We start from the raw sequence: 21,118 nt of genomic DNA, 5'->3' as shown, positions 1-21,118 counted from the left end.
GTCGCGCGCCCATACCTGAGACGTCGCCCGCCCACACCTGAGACGTGGCGCGCCCACACCTGAACCCCCGTGCCTTACCCACCCCGAGGAACGCACCATGACGACACCTTGGGCCGATCCGGCCTGCCCTCGTGACGACAGGGTCGAGGCCCTGCTCGCGGAGATGACCCTGGAGGAGAAGCTGGCCCAGCTCGGCAGCGCCTGGCCCGGCGTCGAGCGCGTCAGCGGCAACGTCGCCCCGATGCAGGACGTGTTCGCCCGCCACACCGACTTCACCGAGGCCAGGAAGGACGGACTCGGCCACCTCACCCGTCCGTTCGGCACCAAGCCGGTGGATCCGGCGGACGGAGCGCGGAAACTGGCAGCCCTGCAACAGGAGTTGATGGAGAACACCCGGCTCGGCATCCCTGCCATCGCTCACGAGGAGTGCCTGACGGGTTTCACCACCCACCACGCGAGCGTCTTCCCCACCCCGCTGGCCTGGGCGGCCTGCTTCCACCCCGAACTGGTCGAACGCATGGCCCACGCCATCGGCGCGAGCATGCGCCGCGTCGGCGTCCACCAGGGCCTCTCCCCCGTCATGGACGTCGTACGCGACTACCGCTGGGGCCGCGTCGAGGAGACGCTCGGCGAGGACCCCTACCTTGTCGCCACCACCGGCACCGCCTACGTGCGCGGCCTGGAGAGCGCCGGGATCATCGCCACACTCAAGCACTTCGCCGGCTACTCCGCCTCGAAGGCCGCCCGCAACCACGCGCCCGTGTCCATGGGCCCGCGAGAGTTCGCCGACGTCATCCTGCCGCCGTTCGAGACGGCGATACGGGAGGGCGGCGCCCGCTCGGTGATGAACTCGTACGCCGACGTGGACGGCATGCCGGCCGGCGCGAACCCCGCCCTGCTCACCCAACTGCTGCGTGAGGACTGGGGATTCACGGGCACGGTCGTCTCCGACTACTGGTCCGTCGCCTTCCTGCGCACCATGCACCGCATCGCCGCCACCGAGGGCGAGGCCGGCGCCCGCGCCCTCACCGCGGGCATCGACGTGGAACTCCCCGACACCCTCTGCTACGGCGAACCCCTCGCCGAACTCGTCCGCGCGGGAACGGTTTCCGAGGACCTGGTCGACCGGGCCGTCCGGCGCGTGTTGCGGCAGAAGGTGGAACTGGGGCTGCTCGACGCCGAATTCGACCCGGAGGCCGACTTCGAGGGTCCCGTCGACCTGGACCCGCCCGCGCACCGGGCCATCGCACGCGAGCTCGCCGAGCAGAGCATCGTGCTGCTCGACAACCCGGACGGACACCTCCCCCTGGACCCGGACACCAGGTCCGTCGCCCTCGTCGGTCCGTGCGCCGACGACGCCAACGCCTTCTTCGGCTGCTACTCCTTCCCCAACCACGTCCTGCCCCACCACCCCGGCCACGACAACGGCATCGAGGCCCGCACCCTGCTGGACGCCCTCGCAACGGAACTGTCCCGCACCCGCGTCGCGTACGAACGCGGCTGCCCGGTCAAGGACATCGACCGCAGCGGGTTCGAGGCGGCGGTGCGGGCCGCCGAACAGGCAGACGTCTGCATAGCCGTGGTCGGCGACCGCGCCGCCCTCTTCGGCCTCGGCACCTCCGGCGAAGGCTGTGACGCGGAGGACCTCTCGCTGCCCGGCGTGCAGGACGAACTCGTCGAGGCGCTGCTGGCCACCGGCACACCGGTCGTCCTGCTCGTCGTCTCCGGGCGCCCGTACGCGCTCGGTGCGTACGCCGGCCGCGCGGCGGCCGTCGTCCAGGCATTCTTCCCCGGCGAGGAGGGCGGCCCCGCCCTCGCCGGAGTGCTCTCCGGGCGGATCAACCCGTCGGGCAGGCTGCCGGTGCAGATCCCGCGCACGGCGGGCGGCCAGCCCGGCACCTACCTGCACGCCCCGCTCGGCGGCAACACCCAGGGCGTGAGCAACCTCGACCCCACCCCCGCCTACCCCTTCGGCCACGGCAGGTCCTACACGACGTTCGCCTACGACGGCTTCGAGATCGGCGCCGAGAGGATCCCCACCGACGGTGAGGTCCAGGTCAGCTGCCTGGTCCGCAACACCGGAGACCACCCCGGCGCGGAGGTCGTCCAGCTCTACACGGCCGACCCGGTCGCCCAGCTCCCCCGCCCGGTGATCCAGCTGACCGGCTTCGCCCGGGTCCGGCTGGCACCCGGCGAGCAGCGCAGGGTCACCTTCCGCCTGCACGCCGACCGCCTCGCCTATACCGGCCCCGACCTGCACCGCATCGTCGAGCCGGGCGAGATCACGGTCATGCTCGGCGCCTCCGTCACCGACATCCGGCTCACCGGCACCATCCACCTCACAGGACCGACCCGCCGGGTCGGACACGACAGGGTCCTGCACACGGCTGCGCACGTCGACTGAGCCGACGCCCGCCTCCCTTCACTGGGTTGTCGTGTCTCCGGCTTTCTTGTCAGAGCCTGCGGCTACGGGAGCATGCGTGGACGGGCGCTGTCGGTCTCCCCGCTCCGCGGCGGCTCGCCGGGCGCGCTCGTGGGGGGCAGGTCCTGTTCGGCCCAGACGACCTTGCCGTCCGTCGCGGAGCGGGAGCCCCATCGGCGCGAGAGCTGGGCCGACCAGGTGGAGGCCGCGGCCGTGCTCGTCGAGCGTGTGGGGACGGCGGGGGCGTGGCCGGCCGGTGTTGCTGTCGGAGACCTCGCACGTCAGCACCCGGTGCTGGATGAGCCGCAGGCGGCTGGGGCCGTGGCGGATGGCGTTGGTGACCAGTTCGCTGACGATCGTCTCCACGGGCGCCACCAGCGTCTCCAGACCCCATTCCCTGAGCTGACGGGCGGCCAGGTGCCGGGCTGTCGGGACACTGACCGGTTCGTTCGGCAGATCCCAGGAGGCGACCTGAGGGGGGTCGAGCGCGCGGGTCCGGGCAAGGAGCAAGGTGACGTCGTCGGCGGGTGCGTGGCCCGGCAGGCCCCGCATCACTCGTGAGCACATGTCCTCCAGCGACCCACCCGGCTGGGCCAGGGCGGTGCACACGCGGCGCAGGCCGACGTCGATGCCCTCGTCCCCGGCATTCTGCCCACTTATGATGAAATCATCAGATAAAAGGGTGTCATCGTCAAGGGCCTCACGACTGATGGAATGATCAGTTGATGCGGACGCGCAGTGAAGGGCGGTTCCGTGGCGAGACCGGGTGGTGGCCCGGGCGCCCGCGTGATGTGCAGATCGGAGTGGCACGCACCGGCACCCGCAGATCCCTCGCGCACACCGGCTCAGTCGCGGATGCCGTCGATGTCGACCAGGACGTGCCGCGGTCCGCGGAAGATCTGGTTGTGCCGGTACGGCGGCGGGTCCTCGACGAGCCGGGGGTTCTCCACCCGGCGGACGAACTCGCCGACCGCGACCTGGACCTCGAGCCGGGCGAGCGGGGCGCCGAAGCAGAAGTGGATGCCCTGGCTGAAGCCGAGGTGCTGGTTGTCGCGGCGTTCGAAGTCGAGTGCGTCGGGGTCGGTGAACCGTTCCGGGTCGCGGTTCGCCGAGCCGTACGCCAGGAAGATCGGCGCCCCCTTCGGGATGGTGGTGCCGGCGATGTCGATGTCTTCCAGGGCCGTGCGGGTGTGCCAGAACTGCACCGACGACTCGAAGCGCAACAGTTCCTCCACCGCGGGCACGATCAACTCCGGCCGGCTACGCAGCCGCTCCAGCGCGTCGGGGTGCCTCAGCAGGGTCAGGACGCTGTGGGCGATCAGGTTGACCGTGGTTTCGTGCCCCGCGAAGATCAGGAGCAGGGCGTTGCTCGCGAGGACGCCCTTGGACATCCGTCCTTCCGGGCTGTCGTCGTGCACCATGGCCGACAGCATGCCGGGGCCGGGCTCCCGGGCGTACCGGTCGAGCAGCTCGGCTGCGAACTGCCCGAACTCCTGCACGGCCCGCGCTCCCCCGGCCTGTCGGCTCTGGATCTCCTCGGAGCCGGCCTCGGGGCCGAAGTCCAGGGCGTCCAGGGCCGTCTCGACCCAGTGGTGGAAGCGCGGCTCGTCCTCCAGTGGCACGCCCAGCACCTTGCAGATCACCGTTACCGGCAGGGGGTAGGCGAAGTCGTCGACGGCGTCGATCCGGCTCTTGCCCTTCATGTCGTCCAGGAGTCCGCCGACGATGCGGCGGATCTCGGGCTCGAAGCCGGAGATCAGATCAGGCGCGTGGGGCGGGCCGACGAAGTGCGGCATCATCAGCCGCCGGTCCCGGTCGTGCTCGGGGGGATCACAGGTGATGATGTTCGGCTCGGTCAGCACCGCCCTGATCGGTTCGGCCGCCGGTTCCGCCGACCCCTCCTCCTCCAGGACCGCGGCCGGGCCGGGACGCTTGCGCGGGTCCGAGCTGACCCGGGGGTCGTGGAGCAGCGTGACGATCTCCCGGTAGGTGCTGACGACATAGGTGCCGTCCGGCTGGCGCGCCACCGGGGTCTTGCGCAGTTCCTCGTAGAAGGGGTACGGGTTGGCGCGGTTGGTGTAGCGCAGGGCCTGCTGCCAGGGGGTTTCCTCGGCCACGAGGCTCCCCTCCTTCTTCCTGTCGGTGCTGTCCGCTCATCCGCCCGGTCGGCGGTCGGGTCAGCGAGGCCGCGGCCGGAACTCGGCCGTCCGCTCGCTCGGGGCATGGCCGGTCAGGACGACGTCGGGGATCGCCGTCGGCACCCTCGGATCCGGGAACTCGGCCGGCACCGGCTTGGCGTCGGACGGTTGGTCCCAGCCCGGCGGCGGAGGCGGGAACGGACCGGAGCGCTCGATCAGCTTCCCGTAGTACTCCAGCCACTTGCCGTGATCGAAGGTGACGGCCGCGACGATGCGGCCCCGGTGCCCGTAGGCGGCGGCGAAGTGGCGTTCCTCGACGGAGCCCTGGGTGAAGACGATCTCGTCTCCGAAAGGCGGCACGCCGACGGACTTGATGTTCACGCCGAACTGACCGGACCAGAAGCCGGGCAGCAGCAGATGCGGGCGGTAGTGGGGCTCGAGGTTCACCATGTTGTGGGCCGCGGCCTCCGCGCCGAGCACCGCGTTGTCCCAGTGCTCCATCGCCAGGAACTGGTACTCGTAGAGCACATGCGGCGCACGTGCCACATCCCCTGCCACGAAGATGCTGTCGGTGACCACGCCGTTGATGTCGAAGGCCCGTCCGCCGGCGTCGCATCCGACGCCCCAGAAACCGGCCGCCAGCCCGGAGCCCTCCAGCCATTCCACGTTGCGGATCGACCCCAGCGAAGCCACCACCACGTCGGCGTCGACGGTCGAACCGTCCGAAAGCCGAGCACGCCGCACGTGCCCGCCGGCGTCGCCCTCCAGCGACGACACGCCCAGACCGCAGCGCAGGTCCACGCCGTGATCGCGCTGCAACTGCGCGGCGATCTCCCCGATCACCCCGCCGAGCGCGCCGACCAGCGGCGCCGAGCCCCGCTCGACGACGGTCACCGGGATGTCCAGTTCCCGGCAGACAGAGGCCACTTCCGACCCGATGAACCCGGCGCCGATGACCAGCACCCGCGACGGCGGCTCGGCCAGCTCCTTCTGCAACTGCTCCGCATCGTCGCGCGAGCGAATCGTGTGGACCCCGTGCAGGGCGGCCTCGGCCGGGTTGGGCCACTGCCGCGCGCGGGTGCCCGTGGCGATCAGCAACCGGTCGTACGGGACCTGCTCACCGTCGGCCAGGCGCACCTGCTTGGTGGTCCGATCCAGCCCGACGGCAGCCACCCCGAGTCGCCAGTCGGCAGCCACGTCCCGCATGCGGGGCAGCTTGGTGTGGTCGGCCGGCACCCAGCCCTTGAGCACCTGCTTGGACAGCGGCGGACGGTCGTACGGCTCGTACGGCTCGTCCCCGATGATGGTCAGAGAACCGGTGAAGCCCTCCTCGCGCAGAGCCTCCGCGGCCCGCAGCCCGGCCAGAGAAGCACCCACGATGACGATCCGGCCGCTGGCCCGGAACGCGCGCACCAGCTCCGCGACCGTTGCTCGCAAGGTCATGACGTCTCGCCCCGCTCCTCGCCGTCCAGGCGGTCGATCGCGATCGCCTGCACCGGGCACGCCGCAGCGGCTCGCTCGACCTGCAGGCGCCGCTGGTCATCGGGGTTCGGCTCATAGGTGAGCGCCTCCTGACCGTTCAGCCTGAAGACCTCGTGCGCCAGATACACGCACTGTGCGTATCCCTGGCAGCGATTCAGGTCCACGACGATCCGCATGGCCAGACTCCTTCCGCTCTGCCGACCGCCCCACGGCGGCGACCACCGACACGGTCGTGCGGCTGTGACGGAGACCAGGCCGTCTGCGAGGTGAGCCGACCGCAGGTGCTCTAACCGTCAGCCCGGAACACCGGCTGAGCAGGTCCATGGCGCCGGCGTTCTGGGCTCGGCCCGGCCGTCTGCGCCCCTAGAAAAATGCTCGCCCCGTCTTCCGACGATCGCAAACCGCCGTTCGGAGCCCATCGCCCGGCCGCGACGGCGGGGCCCGGTCAGGGGCCTGTGGTGCGTGTCACCGTCTCCACCCGCGACATTTCCATACGTCGTATGGTAATTCTTGAAAGGTGCTTCCGTACAACGTATGGAAAAGCTTGGACGACCAAGGCGCGGGCGCCGCACACCGCCTGCACGAGAAGCCGTTGGTGCGGCTCGCGCCAACCGGAAGGAAAGATCATGAAGAAGCTCACGAAGCGGTTCGCTGCCGCTGTCTCGTCCGTGGCGATCGCGGGTGTCGCCGTCGTCGGTGCCGGGGGCACCGCTTCGGCCGCGACTCCCTCCGCCGCCCACGTCCAGCGCCCGGCCGTCGGCGTCAACCCCGCCGACTACCGCTGGGACCACGGCATCGGCTACCTGTTCGAGCAGGGCTACTGCTGGGACGAGAACCGTGGCTGGCACCACGACGCGCGTGTCACCGACTCGTCCTGGCACAGCCGCGACGGTCGCTGCCTCGGGAGCGACGAGGGGCGCGGGTGGAAGTCCGAGGGGTCGTACCGGCACAGCTGGAACCGCTACGAGCACGACGGCCGGGACGGGGACCGCCACGGCTGGGACCACGGCGACCGGGACCACGGCGACCGGGACCGCTTCGACCGGAACCACGGCGACCGGTGAGACAGGCGCTGTCCGCGCCCATGGGCCGAGGCCGCATCCCTCGCCCCATTGCCTGTCGGCGGCAGGGACACGACCGCTGGTCAAGGATCAACGGCCCCCTGACCGCCGCCCAGGCGGGCGATTGAGCGAGGATCCCCTCCTCGCGAACCTGCCTGCCGACACCGACCTCGTGTCGCAGGCACGCGTCGCCCGTCTGCCGCGACGCTCTGCCGCGACGCCACGAATCGCACGGTCCGCCGATGCCGTCCCGGCACCCGGGCCCTGCTGCGACACCTCTTCCTCTGACGCGCCCTCACCGCCGCGAGCGGCGGGCTGCGGCCGAGGGAGGGGCGCCTCGGAGTGAATGCCGATGGAGTCTTCGAGGACTGTGGTCCGGGGACTGACCGCCCGGCTCGTCGCCTCGCGGGTCTGCTCGCTGCCCCTGCGGATGCGTCTGCGGTACGAGCCCGCTGATCCCTGTGCCGTCCGTGCGACCTTCTTCCCCCACGGCGCCGAGCCCGTCGAATGGGTCCTGGGGCGTGACCTTCTCGCCGATGGCCTGGAGGGCCGCGCCGGTCATGGGGACGTCCGGATCTGGTCGGCCACCGGCCGTGGCGACCAGGCGATGTACATCGCTCTCGGGTCTCGCGCGGGCTCCGCCCTGCTCGAGGTTCCCGTGCGGGACGTCAGGAGCTTCCTGGAGAGCACGGAGGCTCTGGTGCCACGGGGTACCGAGGCCGGACGCATCGACTGGGACACCGAACTGGCGTACCTGCTCCCCCAAAGCTGACCGCACGCCCGTGGCGCCTCGAGCCGCGGAGTCAACGGCGGCCGGAGTCCTGACTGTCACGGCCGGCGGTGAGCCGGCCTTCCAGGCCCGTGATCAGCGTGTCCATCACGAGACGGAACATGTGGTCCCGGTCAGGACCCGCAGTCCCCGCACCCGTGGAGCCAGAGGCCGTATCCGCGGGCGCGTCCCCGCCAACGGCGTCAGAGCCGGGGGGCTTGAGGTTCGCCCACTGGTGGAGCGCTCCGTTGAGTTCGGCACCGAGGACACCGATGACGACGGCGACGATCAGCGCGGCGACCTCAGGGACCTCTGAGGACGGCGCGCCGGCAGCGGCCACGATCGCGGTGAGGGCCATCCAGAACGGGTCGTCGTGCTGGATGAAGTCGGGCTGGTGGCTGAACGAGTACGCCATCAGCTCGGGGTGCCGGTGTGCCAGCGTCCGGAAGTCCGTGGCGAGCAGCCGCAGGCGCTCCTGCCAGGGAGCGTCCTGAAGCGTCACGGTGCGGAACTGGGCTCCGACCATTCTCGTCACGCCGCGCAGCACGGCTTCCTTGTTCGGCACGTGGTGGTACAGCGACATCGGGTTCGCGTCGAGCACGGTCGCGAGTTTGCGCATGGTGAGCGCCTCGGCCCCGTCCTCGTCGATCAGCCGCAGGGCGGCGGCGTAGATCCCGGCCTCGGTCAGAGGCACGTCTCTCTTCCTCGTTCCCCGCGAGGGACGTCTCACCTTTTTTTCCATACCCCGTACGGTATCAGCACCCATACGGCGTACGGAAAATGACTCACATCACGGCAACCCTCTCCCCGGGCGGGGTTGCACCGGTTTTCCATACGACGTACGGTACTTATCCATACGGCGTATGTTTCCGTGGTGCGGCGCGGTACCGACCAGCGCAGCGCGCCCTTGCCCATCCCCTCCACTCCACTCCACGCAGAGGAGCACGTCATGACCACGCACGCCACGAACGGCCTTCGCCCCACCCGGCCCTCGCACGGGATTCCGGTCCTCGACCCCGCACCGCCGCTTCCCGACACCAACCCGGTCGCGTTCTTCGGCGAGCTGTCCGAGCAGTTCCCGGAGGGCATCTTCAGCCTGAACATCGCCGGCCAGGAGAACGTCTTCGTCTATGACCCGGACCTGGTCACCGAGGTCAGCGACGAGACCCGCTTCGGAAAGCCGATCTTCGCGCCGCTGAGCCATGTCCGGGACTACACGGGAGCGGGCCTGTTCACGGCCCACGAGGTCGAGGACGGTGACGCCTGGGGCATGGCGCACCGGATCCTCATGCCGGCCTTCAGCCAGCGCGCCATGAAGAACTACTACGGACAGATGCTGGAGATCGCCCAGAGCCTGGTGGGCAAGTGGACGGACGCGGAAGGCGAGCCGGTCAGGATCACTGACGACTACACCCGGCTGACGCTGGACACCATCGCCCTGTCCGGCTTCGGCTACCGGTTCGACTCCTTCGCCGAGGAGGAGCTGCACCCCTTCCTCAACGCCCTGCTGGAGGCGCTGGTGGAGTCGATGCGGCGCTCCCAGGAACTGCCGGAGATGACCGCGCTGCGCACGGACGACGAGAAGCGCTACCGCACGAACATCCAGGTGATGCGGGACCTCGTCGAGAGCGTGATCAAGGAACGCCGTCAGGGCAGGAGCAGCGGTGAGGACGACCTGCTGGGCCTGATGCTCCAGGCCACCGACCCGGAGACGGGCAGGCCGCTGGACGACGACAACGTCCGCGACCAGGTGGTGACGTTCCTGATCGCCGGCCACGAGACCACCAGCGGTCTGCTGTCGTTCGCCACGTACTCGCTGATGCGCAACCCGCACGTGCTGGCCCAGGCGTACGCCGAGGTGGACCGCCTCATGCCAGGCGACACGGTCCCGGACTACGACACGATCATGAAGATGGACGTGATCCCGCGGATCCTGGAGGAGACCCTGCGCCTGTGGGCTCCCATCCCGCAGATCATGAAGGCGCCGCTCGAGGACACCGTCATCGGAGGCCGGTACGAACTGAAGCAGGGCACGAAGACGAACCTGCTGATGGGACCTCTGCACACCCACCCCAAGGCATGGGAGAGGCCGCGCGAGTTCGACATCGACCGGTGGCTGCCGGAGAACCGCGCCCGGCACCACCAGCACGCCTACAAGCCGTTCGGCAACGGCCGACGCGCGTGCATCGGCCGCCAGTTCGCCCTCACCGAGGCCCGCCTGGCGCTGGCGCTCGTGCTGCAGAAGTTCAAGTTCTCCGACACCACCGACTACAAGATGGACGTGCGGGAAGCCCTGACGCGCAAGCCCGGCGACTTCGAACTCGTCATCCGCAGGCGTCAGGAGCACGAGCGGGCCGTGTTCGGCGCCGTCGACCCGCAGAGCGACGACGAGCGGCAGCAGACCGCGGTGAGCGGCGTCGGGGTGAACCTGACCGTCGCCCACGGATCGAGCCTGGGCTCCTGCGAGGACCTGGCGCGCACCATCGCCGACCGCGGTGAGCGCTCCGGGTTCGGCACCACGCTGATGAGCCTGGACGAGCTCGGTGACAACCTGCCCACCGAGGGTCTGCTCGTGGTGGTCGCCGCCAGTTACAACGGCAAGGCCCCTGACAACGCGCAGCGCTTCGACGACCTGCTGGGCGCCGGACTGCCGGAGGGCTCTCTGTCGAACGTGCGGTTCGCGCTGCTGGGCGCGGGCAACACCCAGTGGGTGGCCACCTACCAGGCGTTCCCCAAGCGGATCGAGGAAGGTCTGCTGGCCGCCGGCGCCACTCCGGTCGTCGAGCGCGGCATCGCGGACGCCGCAGGTGACTTCGACGGCATGGCCAGTCGCTGGTTGGACACGCTGTGGGCCACCCTGGCCGAGGAGTACGCCGCCGACACCTCCGAGGCGAGCGGCCCGCGCTACGAGGTCCAGCTGCTCACCGAGTCCGACGTGCGCCCCGCGATCGTCTCCGAGCAGGCATATCCGCTCAAGGTGGTGGCCAGCGAGGAGCTGGTGGCTGACGCGACCGGCCTGTGGGACTTCAGTATCGAGCCGCCGCGCCCGTCCGCGAGGTCCATCACCTTCGAGCTGCCCGAGGGCGTCACCTACGACACCGGCAACCACCTGGCCGTCTTCGCCAAGAACGAGCCTGCGCCGGTGAACCGCGCGCTGAAGCGGCTCGGTGTCGAGTACGAGCAGGTGCTGCGCCTGGACATGCCCGCGGGCGGCCGCACGCATCTGCCGGTCGGCGTCCCCGTCACCGCGGGCATCCTGCTCACCGAGTTCCTGGAACTGCAGGACGTGGCCACCCGCTCCCAGATCCAGACCCTGGCCGAGTACACCCAGTGCCCGTGGACCCGGCCGCAGCTCCAGGCGTACACCGCCGACACCGAGGAGGCCGAGGAGCGCTACGGCAAGGAGATCCTCGGCAAGCGGGTCTCGGTGCTGGGCCTGCTGGAGCGCTTTCCGGCGGTCGAGCTGCCGCTGGCCGTCTTCCTGGAGATGATGGGCCCGATCCGCCCGCGCTTCTACTCCATCTCCTCCGCCCCGTCGGCCAACCCGCGGCAGGTGCGCCTGACCGTCGGCCTGCTGGAGGGCCCGGCCCTGTCCGGCGACGGCCACTACCGCGGCACCTGCTCCTCCTACGTCGTGGGCCTGGAGCCCGGGGACGTCGTCTACGGCTACGTCCGCGTGCCGTCCCCGACGTTCGCCCCGCCCGCCGACCCCGCCACGCCGCTGATCCTCATCGGCCCCGGCACCGGCATCGCGCCCCTGCGCGGCTTCCTGGAGGAGCGGGCCTGGCAGCACGAGCACGGCATCCAGGTCGGTCTGGCGCAGGTCTTCGTCGGCTGCCGCCACCCCGAGCACGACTACTTCTACCGTCAGGAGATGCGGGACTGGGAACAGGCCGGCATCGCGCGGATCCACACCGCCTACTCCGCGGTGACCGGCCACCCGGCCCGGTTCGTGCAGAACGCCGTCGTGGGCGCCGCCGACACGGTGTGGCAGGCCATCGAGGACGGCGCGTACGTCTACGTCTGCGGTGACGGCCGCCGTATGGCGCCCGCCGTCCGCGAGGCCCTCGCCGCCATCCACCGTCAGAAGACCGGCAGCGACGACGAGACCGCCCAGCAGTGGCTCGCCCAGCTCGAAGCGGACGAGCGCTACCAGCAGGACGTCTTCGCCTGACCGGCACACGCCGTCAAGGCGCACTGACCACCAGCCGCCGGGAGGCGCGCGGCACTCCCCCGCAGCCGGCCGCACGCCTCCCCGCCCTCACAAGCCACCGCACACCTCATGGCACCGCTGAACCCCCGTGACCGGTGCCGCTCACAGAAAGCAGTTCCTCATGGACACCATGCTCGCCGGACGCTTCCACGTGGACAGCAAGAAGTTCGCCGTGGAGGAGGTCCCCATCCCCGTGCCCGGACCTGGTGAGGTCCTCATCGAGGTGAAGGCCGCAGGCGTCTGCCTGTCCGACGTCCACCTCCTCGACGGCTCCCTGCCTCCGCTCTTCCTGGACTCCGACACGGTCACCGTCGGCCACGAGGTCTCCGGTGTCGTCCACACCCTCGGCCCCGGCCTCAAGCGGGACCTGGCCGTCGGCACCCGCGTCACCCTGGAGGCGGGCAAGGCGTGCGGCACGTGCGAGAGCTGTGTGCGCCATCGCGCCTGCACCCAGGTCCGCACCGCCGGCATCGACTACGACGGCGGCTGGGCCGAGTACATGGTCACCCCCGAGGAGACCGTCGTCCCCATCCCCGACAGCCTGCCCTTCGACCAGGCCGCGATCATCCCCGACGCGGTCTCCACCCCCTACGCCGCCGTCGTCGCCACCGCGGGCGTCCGTCCCGCCCAGTCCGTCGGCATCTGGGGCGTGGGCGGAGTCGGCGCGCACAATGTGCGCCTCGCCCGCCTGGTCGGCGCGGCACCCGTCATCGCCGTCGACCCGCTGCCCAGCGCGCGTGAGCGTGCTCTCGCCTTCGGCGCGGACTTCGCCCTGGACCCGGCCGCCCCGGACTTCACCGACCAGGTCCGCGCGGCCACCGGCGGACGCGGCCTCGACTTCGCCTTCGACTGCGCCGGCGTACCCGCCGTCCGCGAGCAGGCCGCCTCGGTCCTCGGCCTGGGCGGCTCCCTGATCCTGGTCGGCATCTCCCCGAGGCCGCTGACCATCACCGAGGGCCTGACCTTCAACTACATGCAGAAGCAGGTCCGCGGCCACTACGGCGGCACGCCCGACGGCGTCTACGAGCTGGTGCGGCTCGCCGCAGCCGGACGCCTCGATCTGGCCCCCTCCGTCACGGACCACATCCCGCTCGTCGACGCGCCCGACGCGGTCAACCGTCTGGAGAACAAGATCGGCGACCCGATCCGCCTCATCCTCGTCCCCTGACGCCCGTCAGCAGGACGACAGCCACCCTGGGCAGGGGTGAGCGGGCGCCGGTGCGTGAGGGGGCACCGGCGCCCGTGGCTTTCCGGCAGGCAGAACCCGTGGAAGGACGGAGCCGTGCAGACGACCGACACCCTGGCTCGCATCCCGCGGCACAGGGACGCTCCCTCCCGTCGCGGCCGCATCCTCACCGCCGCCCGGCAGAAGCTGCGGGACGACCCCGACGCGAGCCTCGACAGCATCGCCCAGGCAGCCGGCGTCGCCCGGCGCACGCTCTACCACCACTTCTCCAGCCGGCAAGCGCTGATCGCCGAGTTGACACAGGAAGCGGCGCGGGCGCTGCGACAGGCGTTCGCCGCGACCCGTGCTCCGGGTGCCGATCCGCCGTCGGCGATGGCGCGGATGGTGCTGGCGGCATGGGCGGTGGGCGACCAGTACCGCATGCTCATCTCTCTGGGGCGCCGCGGTATGGGACAGGAGGCGATCCGCACCATCTTGGCGCCGGCGCGCGAAGAGGCCGTCGCGGCCCTACGGCGCGGCCAGGACGAAGGCGTGTTCGCCGACCATGTCCCCGCGCCTGTCCTCGCCGAGGCGCTGGAGGCCCTGGTACTCGCCCTGGCCGAGGAGAACACCGCGCCCACGTGGGCGGATCCCAGAGGTGAGGCTGCGGCGACCTCGTTCCTCGTCGCCGCGGGCGTAGCCCCGAAGGTCGCTGCGCGCCGGGTTCGGGATCTTCTGCGCGACGCGGAGGTGGGTTGACGGTCAGTCGAGGCCGGGCAGCGGCCGACGGGTGACCTCGTGTGCGTCGTCCGCGGAGAGGCCGAGCATGCGCAGGACCATCGCGGCCATGTCGGAGGCGGTCTCGTCGCCGTCGAGGTCGGGGCGGGCCAGCCGCAGCGCCACCAGGGACAGCAGGGCCCCGCCCAGAGCGGACAGGGCCGTGGTCGGGTGGGTGTCGGTGAAGCGGCCCGAGGCGATGCCGCGCTCCAGGTCGCGGAGCGCTCGTGGGGACAGGCCGCGATCGGAGTGGCCCTCGGCCGAACCGTTTCGGGGATGGTCGGCGTCCACTCGTCCTGTTCGCGAGCCCGTGATGGGGCTGGCAGACTGAATCTGTGGTTCCGCTGACGGTCGCGGCGGATCGGATCGCGTCCTCATCGCTTACCGGCGCCGGTGTGGTGTCAGCCTGCGCACTGCTCTTCACCGTGGCGTCGTTCTGGTGGCTCCATGCCCGACAGGGACGCCTGAAGGCGTGGGAGCCTCATGCCTTCGCGGTGATCGTCGACGGTTCCACGGCACGTCTACGGCTGCCGCTCATCCTGCACAACACCGGTCCCAAACCGATCGTCGTGCAGGACATCATCCTGACCTTCCCTGATGAGCCCGCCTCCCATCTGCCACTGCTGTGGGTCTCCTCACCGTCCCGCCTCCAGCCGGGGCCGGACGAGGAAGCGAAGCTGCCGGCCGGATTCGTCGTGCCCGGCAGAGAAGCGCTACAACTCTTCATCGAGTTCGAGGCACCGTTTTCCGCATTCCTCCCGGAGGCCCGTGACTACAAGGCCCAGCTACAGGTTCGGGTCGGCCACCGCAAGGGGTGGCGCCGCCTGCTGACGTTCAGCCTGAGGGCCGCCAACATCATCGATCCAGGTCGCTACACCGTCTACGACAACGCACCGGTCGAACTGACGAAGGAAGACCAGAGGAGAGCGGACGCCGCGCTTCTCGAACTGCTGGACGAGCACGGGGAGGACTCCCCTCCGGACAGCAGGAGGCAGGGGGACCCTCCGGATGACGAAGGGGACGCCGACACGAGCCACTGACATCGCCGTCCGTCCTCCGAGGTGGCCGACGCGACCGGCCGCCGCGAGGGCGAGCGCGATGTGCCGTCGGCAGCGGTGACCGGTCCGCCTTCAGCACCCGTGACGCCGTTGTGGTGGTATCACTGGACGCATGGACCAAACCGGCGAGCTCGGTGACTTCCTGCGCTCGCGCCGGGCCCGGCTCCGTCCCGAGAACGCGGGGGTCGCCTTCGGCGGCGGCGCGCGCCGGGTGCCCGGACTGCGCCGCGAGGAAGTCGCCCACCTGGCCGGGGTGAGTACGGACTACTACGCCCGTCTCGAACAGGGCCGGCACCCCCACGTCTCCGAGACCGTGCTGGAGGCAGTGGCCCGCGCCCTGCGCCTGGACGACACCGAACGCGGCTACCTCTTCGAACTCGCCCGGCCCAAGCGCTCCGGCCCGGACAGGCGCCGTCCGGCCCCGGTACCGCGCGTGCGTCCGGCGGTCCACCAGATGCTGGACGTCCTGAACGATGTCTCGCCGGCCCTGGTCCTCAACCACCGCAACGACGTCCTGGCGGTCAACCGTCTTGCCAAGGCGCTGATCACCGACTTCGACGCGCTGCCGTACCGCGAGCGTAACTTCGCCCGGTTCGTCCTGCTCCACCCCGCGGCACAGGACCTCTACCAGGACTGGGACCAGGTCGCGGAGGCGTTCGTCGCCAGTCTGCGGCTGGCCGCCGGGCGCCATCCCGACGACCGTCTGCTGAACGAACTCGTCGGGGAACTGTCCGTCAAGGTGCCCGAGTTCTCCAACTGGTGGGCCGGGCACGGCGTGGACCAGTGCGCCCACGGTACCCGGCGCCTCCGTCATCCCGTGGTCGGCGAACTCACCCTCTCCTACGAGATTCTGGCCCTGCCCGCCGACCCTGACCTGAGTATCTGCCTCCACACCGCGGAGCCTGGTTCCGCGTCCGCGGAGACGCTGCGCATGCTCGCCAGCTGGAGTGCCCCGACGCGCGTACGGGGGCACAGCTCTTCCGAGACCCCATCAGGTTGACTCCCAAGGGCCGCCCGGAACCGCTCATGCGCCCGTTGCCGCGAGGGACAGTTCCCACAGGCGGTCGGCGGCGTCCGGGTCGAGCGCGTACGGGGCCACCCCGCCGGCGGAGGTTCCCACGGCCTGGAGCGTGAGCTGCTCCGCCTCGTTGTTGTCCTCGAAGTAACGGCCGCCGACGCCCTCCAGCAGGGGTGAGGTCGCCACCAGCACGCTGGTCGCGGCGCCCTGGGGAATCGTCTTGAACCGGAAAGGCGCGCCCTGGATGGAGCCGAGTTCTCCGGCCGCCTCGGCGGCGCGCAGCTGTGCGAACTGTTCCGGATCCATGTAGCGCGACAGGTTCGTTCCCAGGATCACGCCGGGGTGGACGGCGTTGGCGGTGATCCCGTCGGCCGCCCAGCGGCTGGTCGCCTCGACCGCGAAGAGAACGTTGGCGGTCTTGGACTGCCCGTAGGCGAGCCACGGGTCGTAGGGACGGCCGGTGAAGTTGATGTCGTCGAACTCGACGGGCGAGGCGTGGTGGCCGCGGGAGCTCAGCGACACGATGCGCGCGTTGCCGGCCGCCGTGAGCGCGTCGTGCAGACCGAGCGCGAGCGCGAAGTGGCCGAGATGGTTGGACGCGAACTGCAGTTCCCAGCCGTCCGGAGTGCGCTCGAGCGTGGGCAGCGCCATCACTCCGGCGTTGTTGACGAGGATGTGCAGGGGCCCGGACCAGGCGCCCGTGAAGGCGGCGATCGACGCCCTGTCGGCGAGGTCGAGCCGGCCGACATGGACGGCGTCGTTTCCGGTGGCCTTGCGGATGTGGGTGGCGGCCTGCTCGCCGGCGTCCGTGTTCCGGACCGCGAGGGTGACCGAGGCGCCGGCGCTCGCGAGGGCGCGGGCGGTCTCGGCGCCGAGCCCCGAAGCGGCGCCGGTGACGACCGCGTGCTTTCCGGTGAGGTCGACGCCTTCGATGACCTCGGCGGCCGTCGACTCTTCTCCGAAGGGCGTGCGGATGGGCTGGGTGGTCGTCATGATCTCAATTCCTGGTCCTCGGTCGGTGGTCTTTCCCTCGCCTGAACAGGTGAGGGAGGCGGACCGGCACAGCTGGTGCGGGCACGCCGACGGGTGCAGGCACGCCGACGGGTGTCCGGACGAGCTCGAGTTCGGGATCGTCGAAGGGGCCGGGGTACCGGTCGTCCCGGCTCACCCCGCCCGGTCGGGCGGGAAGTGGTCACCGAACATCGGCAGGCCGGCTGCGGACTCAGCGCGGGTCGCCTCGTCCTCCCAGACATCCCTGTGTTCGGTCAGTTTGCCGTTCTCGACGCGTACGACATCCGCCACGACGGCGGCCGCGTCGCCGGTGCCCGAGTACCGGCCGTAGAGCATCACGTAGTCGCCCTCGGCGACGGCGAGCTGGTTGTCGTAGCGCAGGGTGGCCGGCAGCGCGCGGACCAGGTCGAACAGGCCCTCCCGCCCCGGCGGGATGTGCCGGCTGTGCTGAAGGTAGTCCGCTGACCAGAACTCCTGTGCGGCCTCGTAGTCGCGCTTGCCGAAGAGTGTGTCGAAGGCCGTCAGAACGAGCTCTCTGTTCTGCTCACGTGTGGACATGCCGTGCTCCAGAGGATGGTTGTCATGCGCGCCCCGGACGTGGTCACGTGTGCGGCTGCGCGCTCTTCGCGGTGACGCCGGTGACGCCGGTGGGGCCGGTGGGGCCGGTGGGCCCGACGAGGCCGGCGAGATGGCGCCACCGGGTGACCGGCGAGGTCTCGTCGGGCTCCCTGTTCCTCGTCAGTTGGACGGTGCCTGGGAGGGGGCGGCCTCGGGTGTGTTCGCCGGTGTGGTCCAGCTGGCGAGCAGGCGGAGTGTTTCCGCGGAGGCGGAGCCGGGTTCGGTGGTGTAGAGCACGATGCTCTGGTCAGGGTCGGCGGGCAGGGCCAACGTCTCGTAGGAGAGGGTGAGTTCGCCGACCACGGGATGGTCGAGGCGTTGGGTGCCGTGGGCGCACTGGTCCACACGGTGACCGGCCCACCAGTTGGAGAACTCGGGCACCTTGATGGACAACTCCCCGACGAGTTCGTTCAGCACGCGGTCGTCGGGATGGCGTCCGGCGGCCAGACGCAGGCCGGCGACGAAGGTCTCCGCGACCCGGCCCCAGTCTGTGTACAGGTCGCGGGCGGCGGGGTGGAGCAGCACGAATCGGGCGAGGTTGCGGTCACGGTACGGCAGTGCGTCGAAGTCGGTGATCAGCGCCTTGGCCAGGTGGTTGGCGCCCAGGACGTCACTGCGGTGGTTGAGGACGACGGCCGGCGAGACATCGTCGAGGACATCCAGCATCTGATGGACCGGCTGCCGCACGCGCGGTGCGCGGACAGGACGGCTTCGGCCGGGTGTCCTGGGCCGGGCGAGTTCGAAGAGGTAGCCGCGTTCGGTGTCGTCCAGGCGCAGGGCGCGGGCCACTGCCTCCAGCACGGTCTCGGAGACGTGGGGGTGCCGGCCCTGTTCGAGACGGGCGTAGTAGTCCGTACTCACCCCGGCCAGATGGGCGACTTCCTCGCGGCGCAGTCCGGGCACCCGGCGCGCGCCGCCGCCGAAAGCCGCCCCCGCGTTCTCGGGACGGAGCCGGGCCCGGCGCGAGCGCAGGAAGTCACCCAGTTCGCCGTTGTGGTTCATGCGGCCAGTGTGCTCCGCATGTCGGCGTGACGGGCCGGTGAAGGTGGACCAGCCAGACCTAGGTTCAGCAGGGCGCCCTTGGAGCGTCCACACACGCGTATAGCGGGTCATTCTGGCTGAAAAGCGACGGCCTCCGCCCCCGTCCCTGGCACGGGCCACCCCACCAAAGGAGATCACCATGACCGAGTTCGCGCCTGTACCCGACTTCGCCCTGGGCCCGGACATCCCGGAGTCCGGGTATGCCGTCAGGGACCTGGGCGGCGGTGCCCACTTCGTCACCCAGGGGATGATCAACACGATGTTCGTGGAGACGAAGAACGGTGTCGTCCTCGTGGACGCCTCACCCTTCCTGGGCGACAAACTGCTGGAGGCGATCGAGTCGGTCACCCCCAAGCCCGTCACCCACCTGATCTACAGCCACGCGCACGCCGACCACATCGGGGCGGCTCACCTGCTGAAGCGGAACGGCCTGAGGATCATCTCCCATGAGATCACCGGCGAGTTCATCAAGGAGGTCAAGGACGACGACCGGCGTCCCCTGCCCACCGAGACCTTCAGCGGCCGCCGCAAGGAGATGGACATCGACGGGGTGCGGTTCGTCCTCGACTACACGGGAGACTGGCATCAGGCCGGCAACCTGTTCATCCACCTGCCGGAGCTGAAGCTCATGGGAGCGATGGACAGCTTCACTCCGAAGAACGCGCCGTTCTTCCGCCTGTACTTCTCCGCACACGTGCCCGCGTACTTCGACGCCATGGACCAGTTGCTGGAGTACGACTACGAGACCGTCGTCACCGGCCACATGGCTCTGCCCGGTACGCCCGAGGACGTGGCGACGAACCGGGAGTACATCCGGGACCTGCGCGCCGCTGCCTCCGAAGCACTGCGCACAGTCGACATGAAGGAAGCCTCGGCCGCCGCCAAGGTGCCGGCGAACAACAAGCAGGCGGAGATCAAGGTCTGGATGGACGCGGTGACCGCCCGCGCGGCCGAACTCATGCCGTCCTGGGAAAAGCGCCTGGGAGGGACCGACATCTTCCTCTCCGACAACCTCAACGCCACCGCGTGGAGCGTCTTCATCGACTAGAACGACGCCCTGGAAGTGAGGGGCGAACCGCTGTGATCGCGTTCGCCGTTCGCGGCCACGCACCAGTCACTCGCCCTCGGTGTGGGGCGCGCGAAGGAGGGATGTCACATGCTGCCGGCTACGAGGGCACAGCAGTTGGCGCAGAGTATCGATCTGGTCGTGGACGCTGTTCGTACCGCACCGGTCGACCAGTACGACAGCCCGACGCCGTGTTCGGCGTGGACGGTGAGAGACCTCGTCAATCACATCGCCATGATGCTCCTGATGACGAGAGACGCGGGCACCCGTACGGCATCGGATCCGAGCCTGCTGACCGCGAACCCGGTACCCCTCCTCGCCGGGCGGCCGGAGTCCGAGTGGGCGTCGCTGGTGGCCGGCAGCGCCGAACCGGCGGCCACGGCCTGGTCCGAGCCGGCGGCGTGGGAGGGAGAGGCCGGCCTCGGCGAAACGCGCATGCCCGCGACCGCGCTCGGCGGGATCCTGATCGCCGAGTTCACCGTCCACGCCTGGGACACGGCGGCAGCCACCGGACAACGGCTCACCGTTCCCGCGTCCCTGGCCGAAGCCACGTTCGCGACGTACTCGCGTGAAGCACCCCGCATGCGCAGCGTCGGCCTTCTGGGTGCCGAAGTACCCCAAGACGCAGACGCACCCGTACTTGACCACGCGCTGGCCCTCAGTGGCAGAAACCCCCGATGGACACCAGCGGCGCGCTAGGCACGGCCGACATGAATTGTCATCCTTCAGACGACAGCACGTTTGTCATCCATTGGATGACATGCTACAACGGTTTCAGTGAGGCGCATTGGCAGTCACTGCCTGAACCTTCTGGAGGTGTTTCCGATGTTGATGCGCACTGACCCGTTCCGTGAGCTGGACCGGCTGGCGCAGCAGCTGATGGTCCCCGGCACCTGGTCGCGGCCGTCCCCGATGCCGATGGACGCCTACCGCGAGGGTGACCAGTACGTGGTGGCCTTCGACATCCCCGGCGTCACCGCGGACGCGATCGACATCGACGTCGAACGGAACATGCTGACCGTCAAGGCCGAGCGCAGGCCCGTGGCGAAGGCCGACGACGTGCAGATGGACCTGTCGGAACGGCCGCTGGGCGTCTTCTCCCGCCAGATCGTGCTGGCCGACACGCTGGACACCGAGCACATCGAGGCCGACTACGACGCGGGCGTGCTCACCCTGCGCATCCCGATCGCCGAACGCGCCAAGCCCCGCAAGGTCTCCATCGGCGTCGGATCCGGCCGCAAGGAGATCTCCGGCTGAGCCGGACAGCCGAGGGCTCGAC

The 21,118-nt window shown here is 70.2% G+C and carries 19 protein-coding genes and 1 pseudogene; 11 read left to right on the top strand and 9 right to left on the bottom strand.

The window, feature by feature from the left end; all coding sequences use genetic code 11:
• Nucleotides 1-97 precede the first annotated feature (97 nt).
• A complete protein-coding gene (locus MB828_RS26095; protein WP_301650325.1) occupies nucleotides 98-2,404 on the top strand; it encodes a glycoside hydrolase family 3 N-terminal domain-containing protein in 2,307 nt (768 codons plus the stop codon).
• Nucleotides 2,405-2,422: 18 nt separating this feature from the next.
• On the opposite strand, the gene MB828_RS26090 is transcribed toward MB828_RS26095, so the two are convergent.
• The 4 genes from MB828_RS26090 to MB828_RS26075 form a co-directional block, all read right to left on the bottom strand.
• Nucleotides 2,423-3,031, bottom strand: coding sequence for an ATP-binding protein (locus MB828_RS26090; protein WP_301650324.1), 609 nt, complete (start codon nucleotides 3,029-3,031; stop codon nucleotides 2,423-2,425).
• Between the two features lie 236 nt (nucleotides 3,032-3,267).
• A complete protein-coding gene (locus tag MB828_RS26085; protein WP_301650323.1) occupies nucleotides 3,268-4,539 on the bottom strand; it encodes a cytochrome P450 in 1,272 nt (423 codons plus the stop codon).
• A gap of 60 nt (nucleotides 4,540-4,599) precedes the next feature.
• Nucleotides 4,600-6,003 carry an NAD(P)/FAD-dependent oxidoreductase gene (locus MB828_RS26080; RefSeq protein ID WP_301650322.1) on the bottom strand — a complete coding sequence of 468 codons (1,404 nt, stop codon included), beginning with the start codon at nucleotides 6,001-6,003 and terminating at the stop codon, nucleotides 4,600-4,602.
• Nucleotides 6,000-6,218 (bottom strand): ferredoxin, encoded by a 219-nt coding sequence (locus MB828_RS26075; RefSeq protein ID WP_301650321.1) that lies wholly within the window; start codon nucleotides 6,216-6,218, stop codon nucleotides 6,000-6,002. Before MB828_RS26075 ends, MB828_RS26080 begins: the two co-directional genes overlap by 4 nt.
• A 450-nt stretch (nucleotides 6,219-6,668) precedes the next feature.
• Here MB828_RS26075 and MB828_RS26070 point away from each other — a divergent pair, with 450 nt between their 5' ends.
• Together MB828_RS26070 and MB828_RS26065 are read left to right on the top strand one after the other, a co-directional pair.
• The gene (locus MB828_RS26070; RefSeq protein ID WP_301650320.1) at nucleotides 6,669-7,106 is read left to right on the top strand and encodes a hypothetical protein; all 438 of its coding nucleotides are present in this window, start codon (nucleotides 6,669-6,671) and stop codon (nucleotides 7,104-7,106) included.
• Between the two features lie 349 nt (nucleotides 7,107-7,455).
• Complete coding sequence (locus MB828_RS26065; RefSeq protein WP_301650319.1) at nucleotides 7,456-7,875, top strand: SsgA family sporulation/cell division regulator; 420 nt, start codon at nucleotides 7,456-7,458, stop codon at nucleotides 7,873-7,875.
• A 31-nt stretch (nucleotides 7,876-7,906) separates the two neighbouring features.
• Here the strand turns inward: MB828_RS26065 and MB828_RS26060 are convergent, their stop codons facing one another.
• Nucleotides 7,907-8,566 carry a TetR/AcrR family transcriptional regulator gene (locus tag MB828_RS26060; protein ID WP_301650318.1) on the bottom strand — a complete coding sequence of 220 codons (660 nt, stop codon included), beginning with the start codon at nucleotides 8,564-8,566 and terminating at the stop codon, nucleotides 7,907-7,909.
• 255 nt (nucleotides 8,567-8,821) lie between these two features.
• On the opposite strand from MB828_RS26060, the gene MB828_RS26055 reads away from it, so the two are divergent.
• The 3 genes from MB828_RS26055 to MB828_RS26045 all read left to right on the top strand — a co-directional run bounded on the left by MB828_RS26055 (nucleotide 8,822) and on the right by MB828_RS26045 (nucleotide 14,009).
• Nucleotides 8,822-12,046, top strand: a complete 3,225-nt coding sequence (locus tag MB828_RS26055; RefSeq protein WP_301650317.1) for a bifunctional cytochrome P450/NADPH--P450 reductase — start codon at nucleotides 8,822-8,824, stop codon at nucleotides 12,044-12,046.
• Nucleotides 12,047-12,206: 160 nt separating this feature from the next.
• Nucleotides 12,207-13,253, top strand: coding sequence for a zinc-binding dehydrogenase (locus MB828_RS26050; protein WP_301650316.1), 1,047 nt, complete (start codon nucleotides 12,207-12,209; stop codon nucleotides 13,251-13,253).
• Nucleotides 13,254-13,367: 114 nt separating this feature from the next.
• Nucleotides 13,368-14,009: a TetR/AcrR family transcriptional regulator gene (locus tag MB828_RS26045; RefSeq protein WP_301650315.1), complete on the top strand. Its 642-nt coding sequence runs from the start codon at nucleotides 13,368-13,370 to the stop codon at nucleotides 14,007-14,009.
• A gap of 3 nt (nucleotides 14,010-14,012) precedes the next feature.
• On the opposite strand, the pseudogene MB828_RS26040 reads toward MB828_RS26045, so the two are convergent.
• Nucleotides 14,013-14,285 (bottom strand): annotated as a pseudogene (locus MB828_RS26040) (TetR/AcrR family transcriptional regulator); the annotation flags it as partial.
• A gap of 77 nt (nucleotides 14,286-14,362) precedes the next feature.
• Here MB828_RS26040 and MB828_RS26035 point away from each other — a divergent pair.
• Both MB828_RS26035 and MB828_RS26030 read left to right on the top strand, forming a co-directional pair.
• On the top strand, nucleotides 14,363-15,067 hold the full coding sequence (locus MB828_RS26035) for a hypothetical protein (RefSeq protein ID WP_301650314.1): 705 nt from the start codon (nucleotides 14,363-14,365) through the stop codon (nucleotides 15,065-15,067).
• 130 nt (nucleotides 15,068-15,197) lie between these two features.
• Nucleotides 15,198-16,085, top strand: coding sequence for a helix-turn-helix transcriptional regulator (locus MB828_RS26030; RefSeq protein ID WP_301650313.1), 888 nt, complete (start codon nucleotides 15,198-15,200; stop codon nucleotides 16,083-16,085).
• A 24-nt stretch (nucleotides 16,086-16,109) separates the two neighbouring features.
• Here MB828_RS26030 and MB828_RS26025 read toward each other — a convergent pair whose 3' ends face one another.
• The 3 genes from MB828_RS26025 to MB828_RS26015 all read right to left on the bottom strand — a co-directional run bounded on the left by MB828_RS26025 (nucleotide 16,110) and on the right by MB828_RS26015 (nucleotide 18,734).
• Complete coding sequence (locus MB828_RS26025) at nucleotides 16,110-17,096, bottom strand: SDR family NAD(P)-dependent oxidoreductase (RefSeq protein ID WP_301650312.1); 987 nt, start codon at nucleotides 17,094-17,096, stop codon at nucleotides 16,110-16,112.
• Nucleotides 17,097-17,267: 171 nt separating this feature from the next.
• A complete protein-coding gene (locus tag MB828_RS26020) occupies nucleotides 17,268-17,672 on the bottom strand; it encodes a nuclear transport factor 2 family protein (RefSeq protein WP_301650311.1) in 405 nt (134 codons plus the stop codon).
• A gap of 180 nt (nucleotides 17,673-17,852) precedes the next feature.
• Entirely contained in the window at nucleotides 17,853-18,734 is an 882-nt protein-coding gene (locus MB828_RS26015) for a helix-turn-helix transcriptional regulator (protein WP_301650310.1), read from the bottom strand.
• A 178-nt stretch (nucleotides 18,735-18,912) separates the two neighbouring features.
• On the opposite strand from MB828_RS26015, the gene MB828_RS26010 reads away from it, so the two are divergent.
• The 3 genes from MB828_RS26010 (at nucleotide 18,913) to MB828_RS26000 (ending at nucleotide 21,096) form a co-directional block, all read left to right on the top strand.
• Entirely contained in the window at nucleotides 18,913-19,821 is a 909-nt protein-coding gene (locus MB828_RS26010; RefSeq protein WP_301650309.1) for an MBL fold metallo-hydrolase, read from the top strand.
• A gap of 108 nt (nucleotides 19,822-19,929) precedes the next feature.
• Complete coding sequence (locus tag MB828_RS26005; RefSeq protein WP_301650308.1) at nucleotides 19,930-20,538, top strand: TIGR03086 family metal-binding protein; 609 nt, start codon at nucleotides 19,930-19,932, stop codon at nucleotides 20,536-20,538.
• Between the two features lie 126 nt (nucleotides 20,539-20,664).
• Entirely contained in the window at nucleotides 20,665-21,096 is a 432-nt protein-coding gene (locus MB828_RS26000; protein WP_133026325.1) for an Hsp20/alpha crystallin family protein, read from the top strand.
• Nucleotides 21,097-21,118: the final 22 nt, after the last annotated feature.

This window comes from Streptomyces arenae (genome assembly GCF_022343545.1).
Taxonomy (GTDB): Bacteria; Actinomycetota; Actinomycetes; order Streptomycetales; family Streptomycetaceae; genus Streptomyces; species Streptomyces humi.
The sequence above is the reverse complement of the archived record's forward strand: the minus strand, read 5'-3'. Positions and strand labels throughout refer to the sequence as shown.

Bases quoted from the DNA above. Each gene is read 5' to 3' on its own strand.
- MB828_RS26095 (WP_301650325.1), top strand. From the start codon at position 98: ATGACGACACCTTGGGCCGATCCGGCCTGCCCTCGTGACGACAGGGTC.
- MB828_RS26080 (WP_301650322.1), bottom strand. From the start codon at position 6,003: ATGACCTTGCGAGCAACGGTCGCGGAGCTGGTGCGCGCGTTCCGGGCC.
- MB828_RS26075 (WP_301650321.1), bottom strand. From the start codon at position 6,218: ATGCGGATCGTCGTGGACCTGAATCGCTGCCAGGGATACGCACAGTGC.
- MB828_RS26070 (WP_301650320.1), top strand. From the start codon at position 6,669: ATGAAGAAGCTCACGAAGCGGTTCGCTGCCGCTGTCTCGTCCGTGGCG.
- MB828_RS26065 (WP_301650319.1), top strand. From the start codon at position 7,456: ATGGAGTCTTCGAGGACTGTGGTCCGGGGACTGACCGCCCGGCTCGTC.
- MB828_RS26055 (WP_301650317.1), top strand. From the start codon at position 8,822: ATGACCACGCACGCCACGAACGGCCTTCGCCCCACCCGGCCCTCGCAC.
- MB828_RS26050 (WP_301650316.1), top strand. From the start codon at position 12,207: ATGGACACCATGCTCGCCGGACGCTTCCACGTGGACAGCAAGAAGTTC.
- MB828_RS26030 (WP_301650313.1), top strand. From the start codon at position 15,198: ATGGACCAAACCGGCGAGCTCGGTGACTTCCTGCGCTCGCGCCGGGCC.
- MB828_RS26025 (WP_301650312.1), bottom strand. From the start codon at position 17,096: ATGACGACCACCCAGCCCATCCGCACGCCCTTCGGAGAAGAGTCGACG.
- MB828_RS26020 (WP_301650311.1), bottom strand. From the start codon at position 17,672: ATGTCCACACGTGAGCAGAACAGAGAGCTCGTTCTGACGGCCTTCGAC.
- MB828_RS26015 (WP_301650310.1), bottom strand. From the start codon at position 18,734: ATGAACCACAACGGCGAACTGGGTGACTTCCTGCGCTCGCGCCGGGCC.
- MB828_RS26010 (WP_301650309.1), top strand. From the start codon at position 18,913: ATGACCGAGTTCGCGCCTGTACCCGACTTCGCCCTGGGCCCGGACATC.
- MB828_RS26005 (WP_301650308.1), top strand. From the start codon at position 19,930: ATGCTGCCGGCTACGAGGGCACAGCAGTTGGCGCAGAGTATCGATCTG.
- MB828_RS26000 (WP_133026325.1), top strand. From the start codon at position 20,665: ATGTTGATGCGCACTGACCCGTTCCGTGAGCTGGACCGGCTGGCGCAG.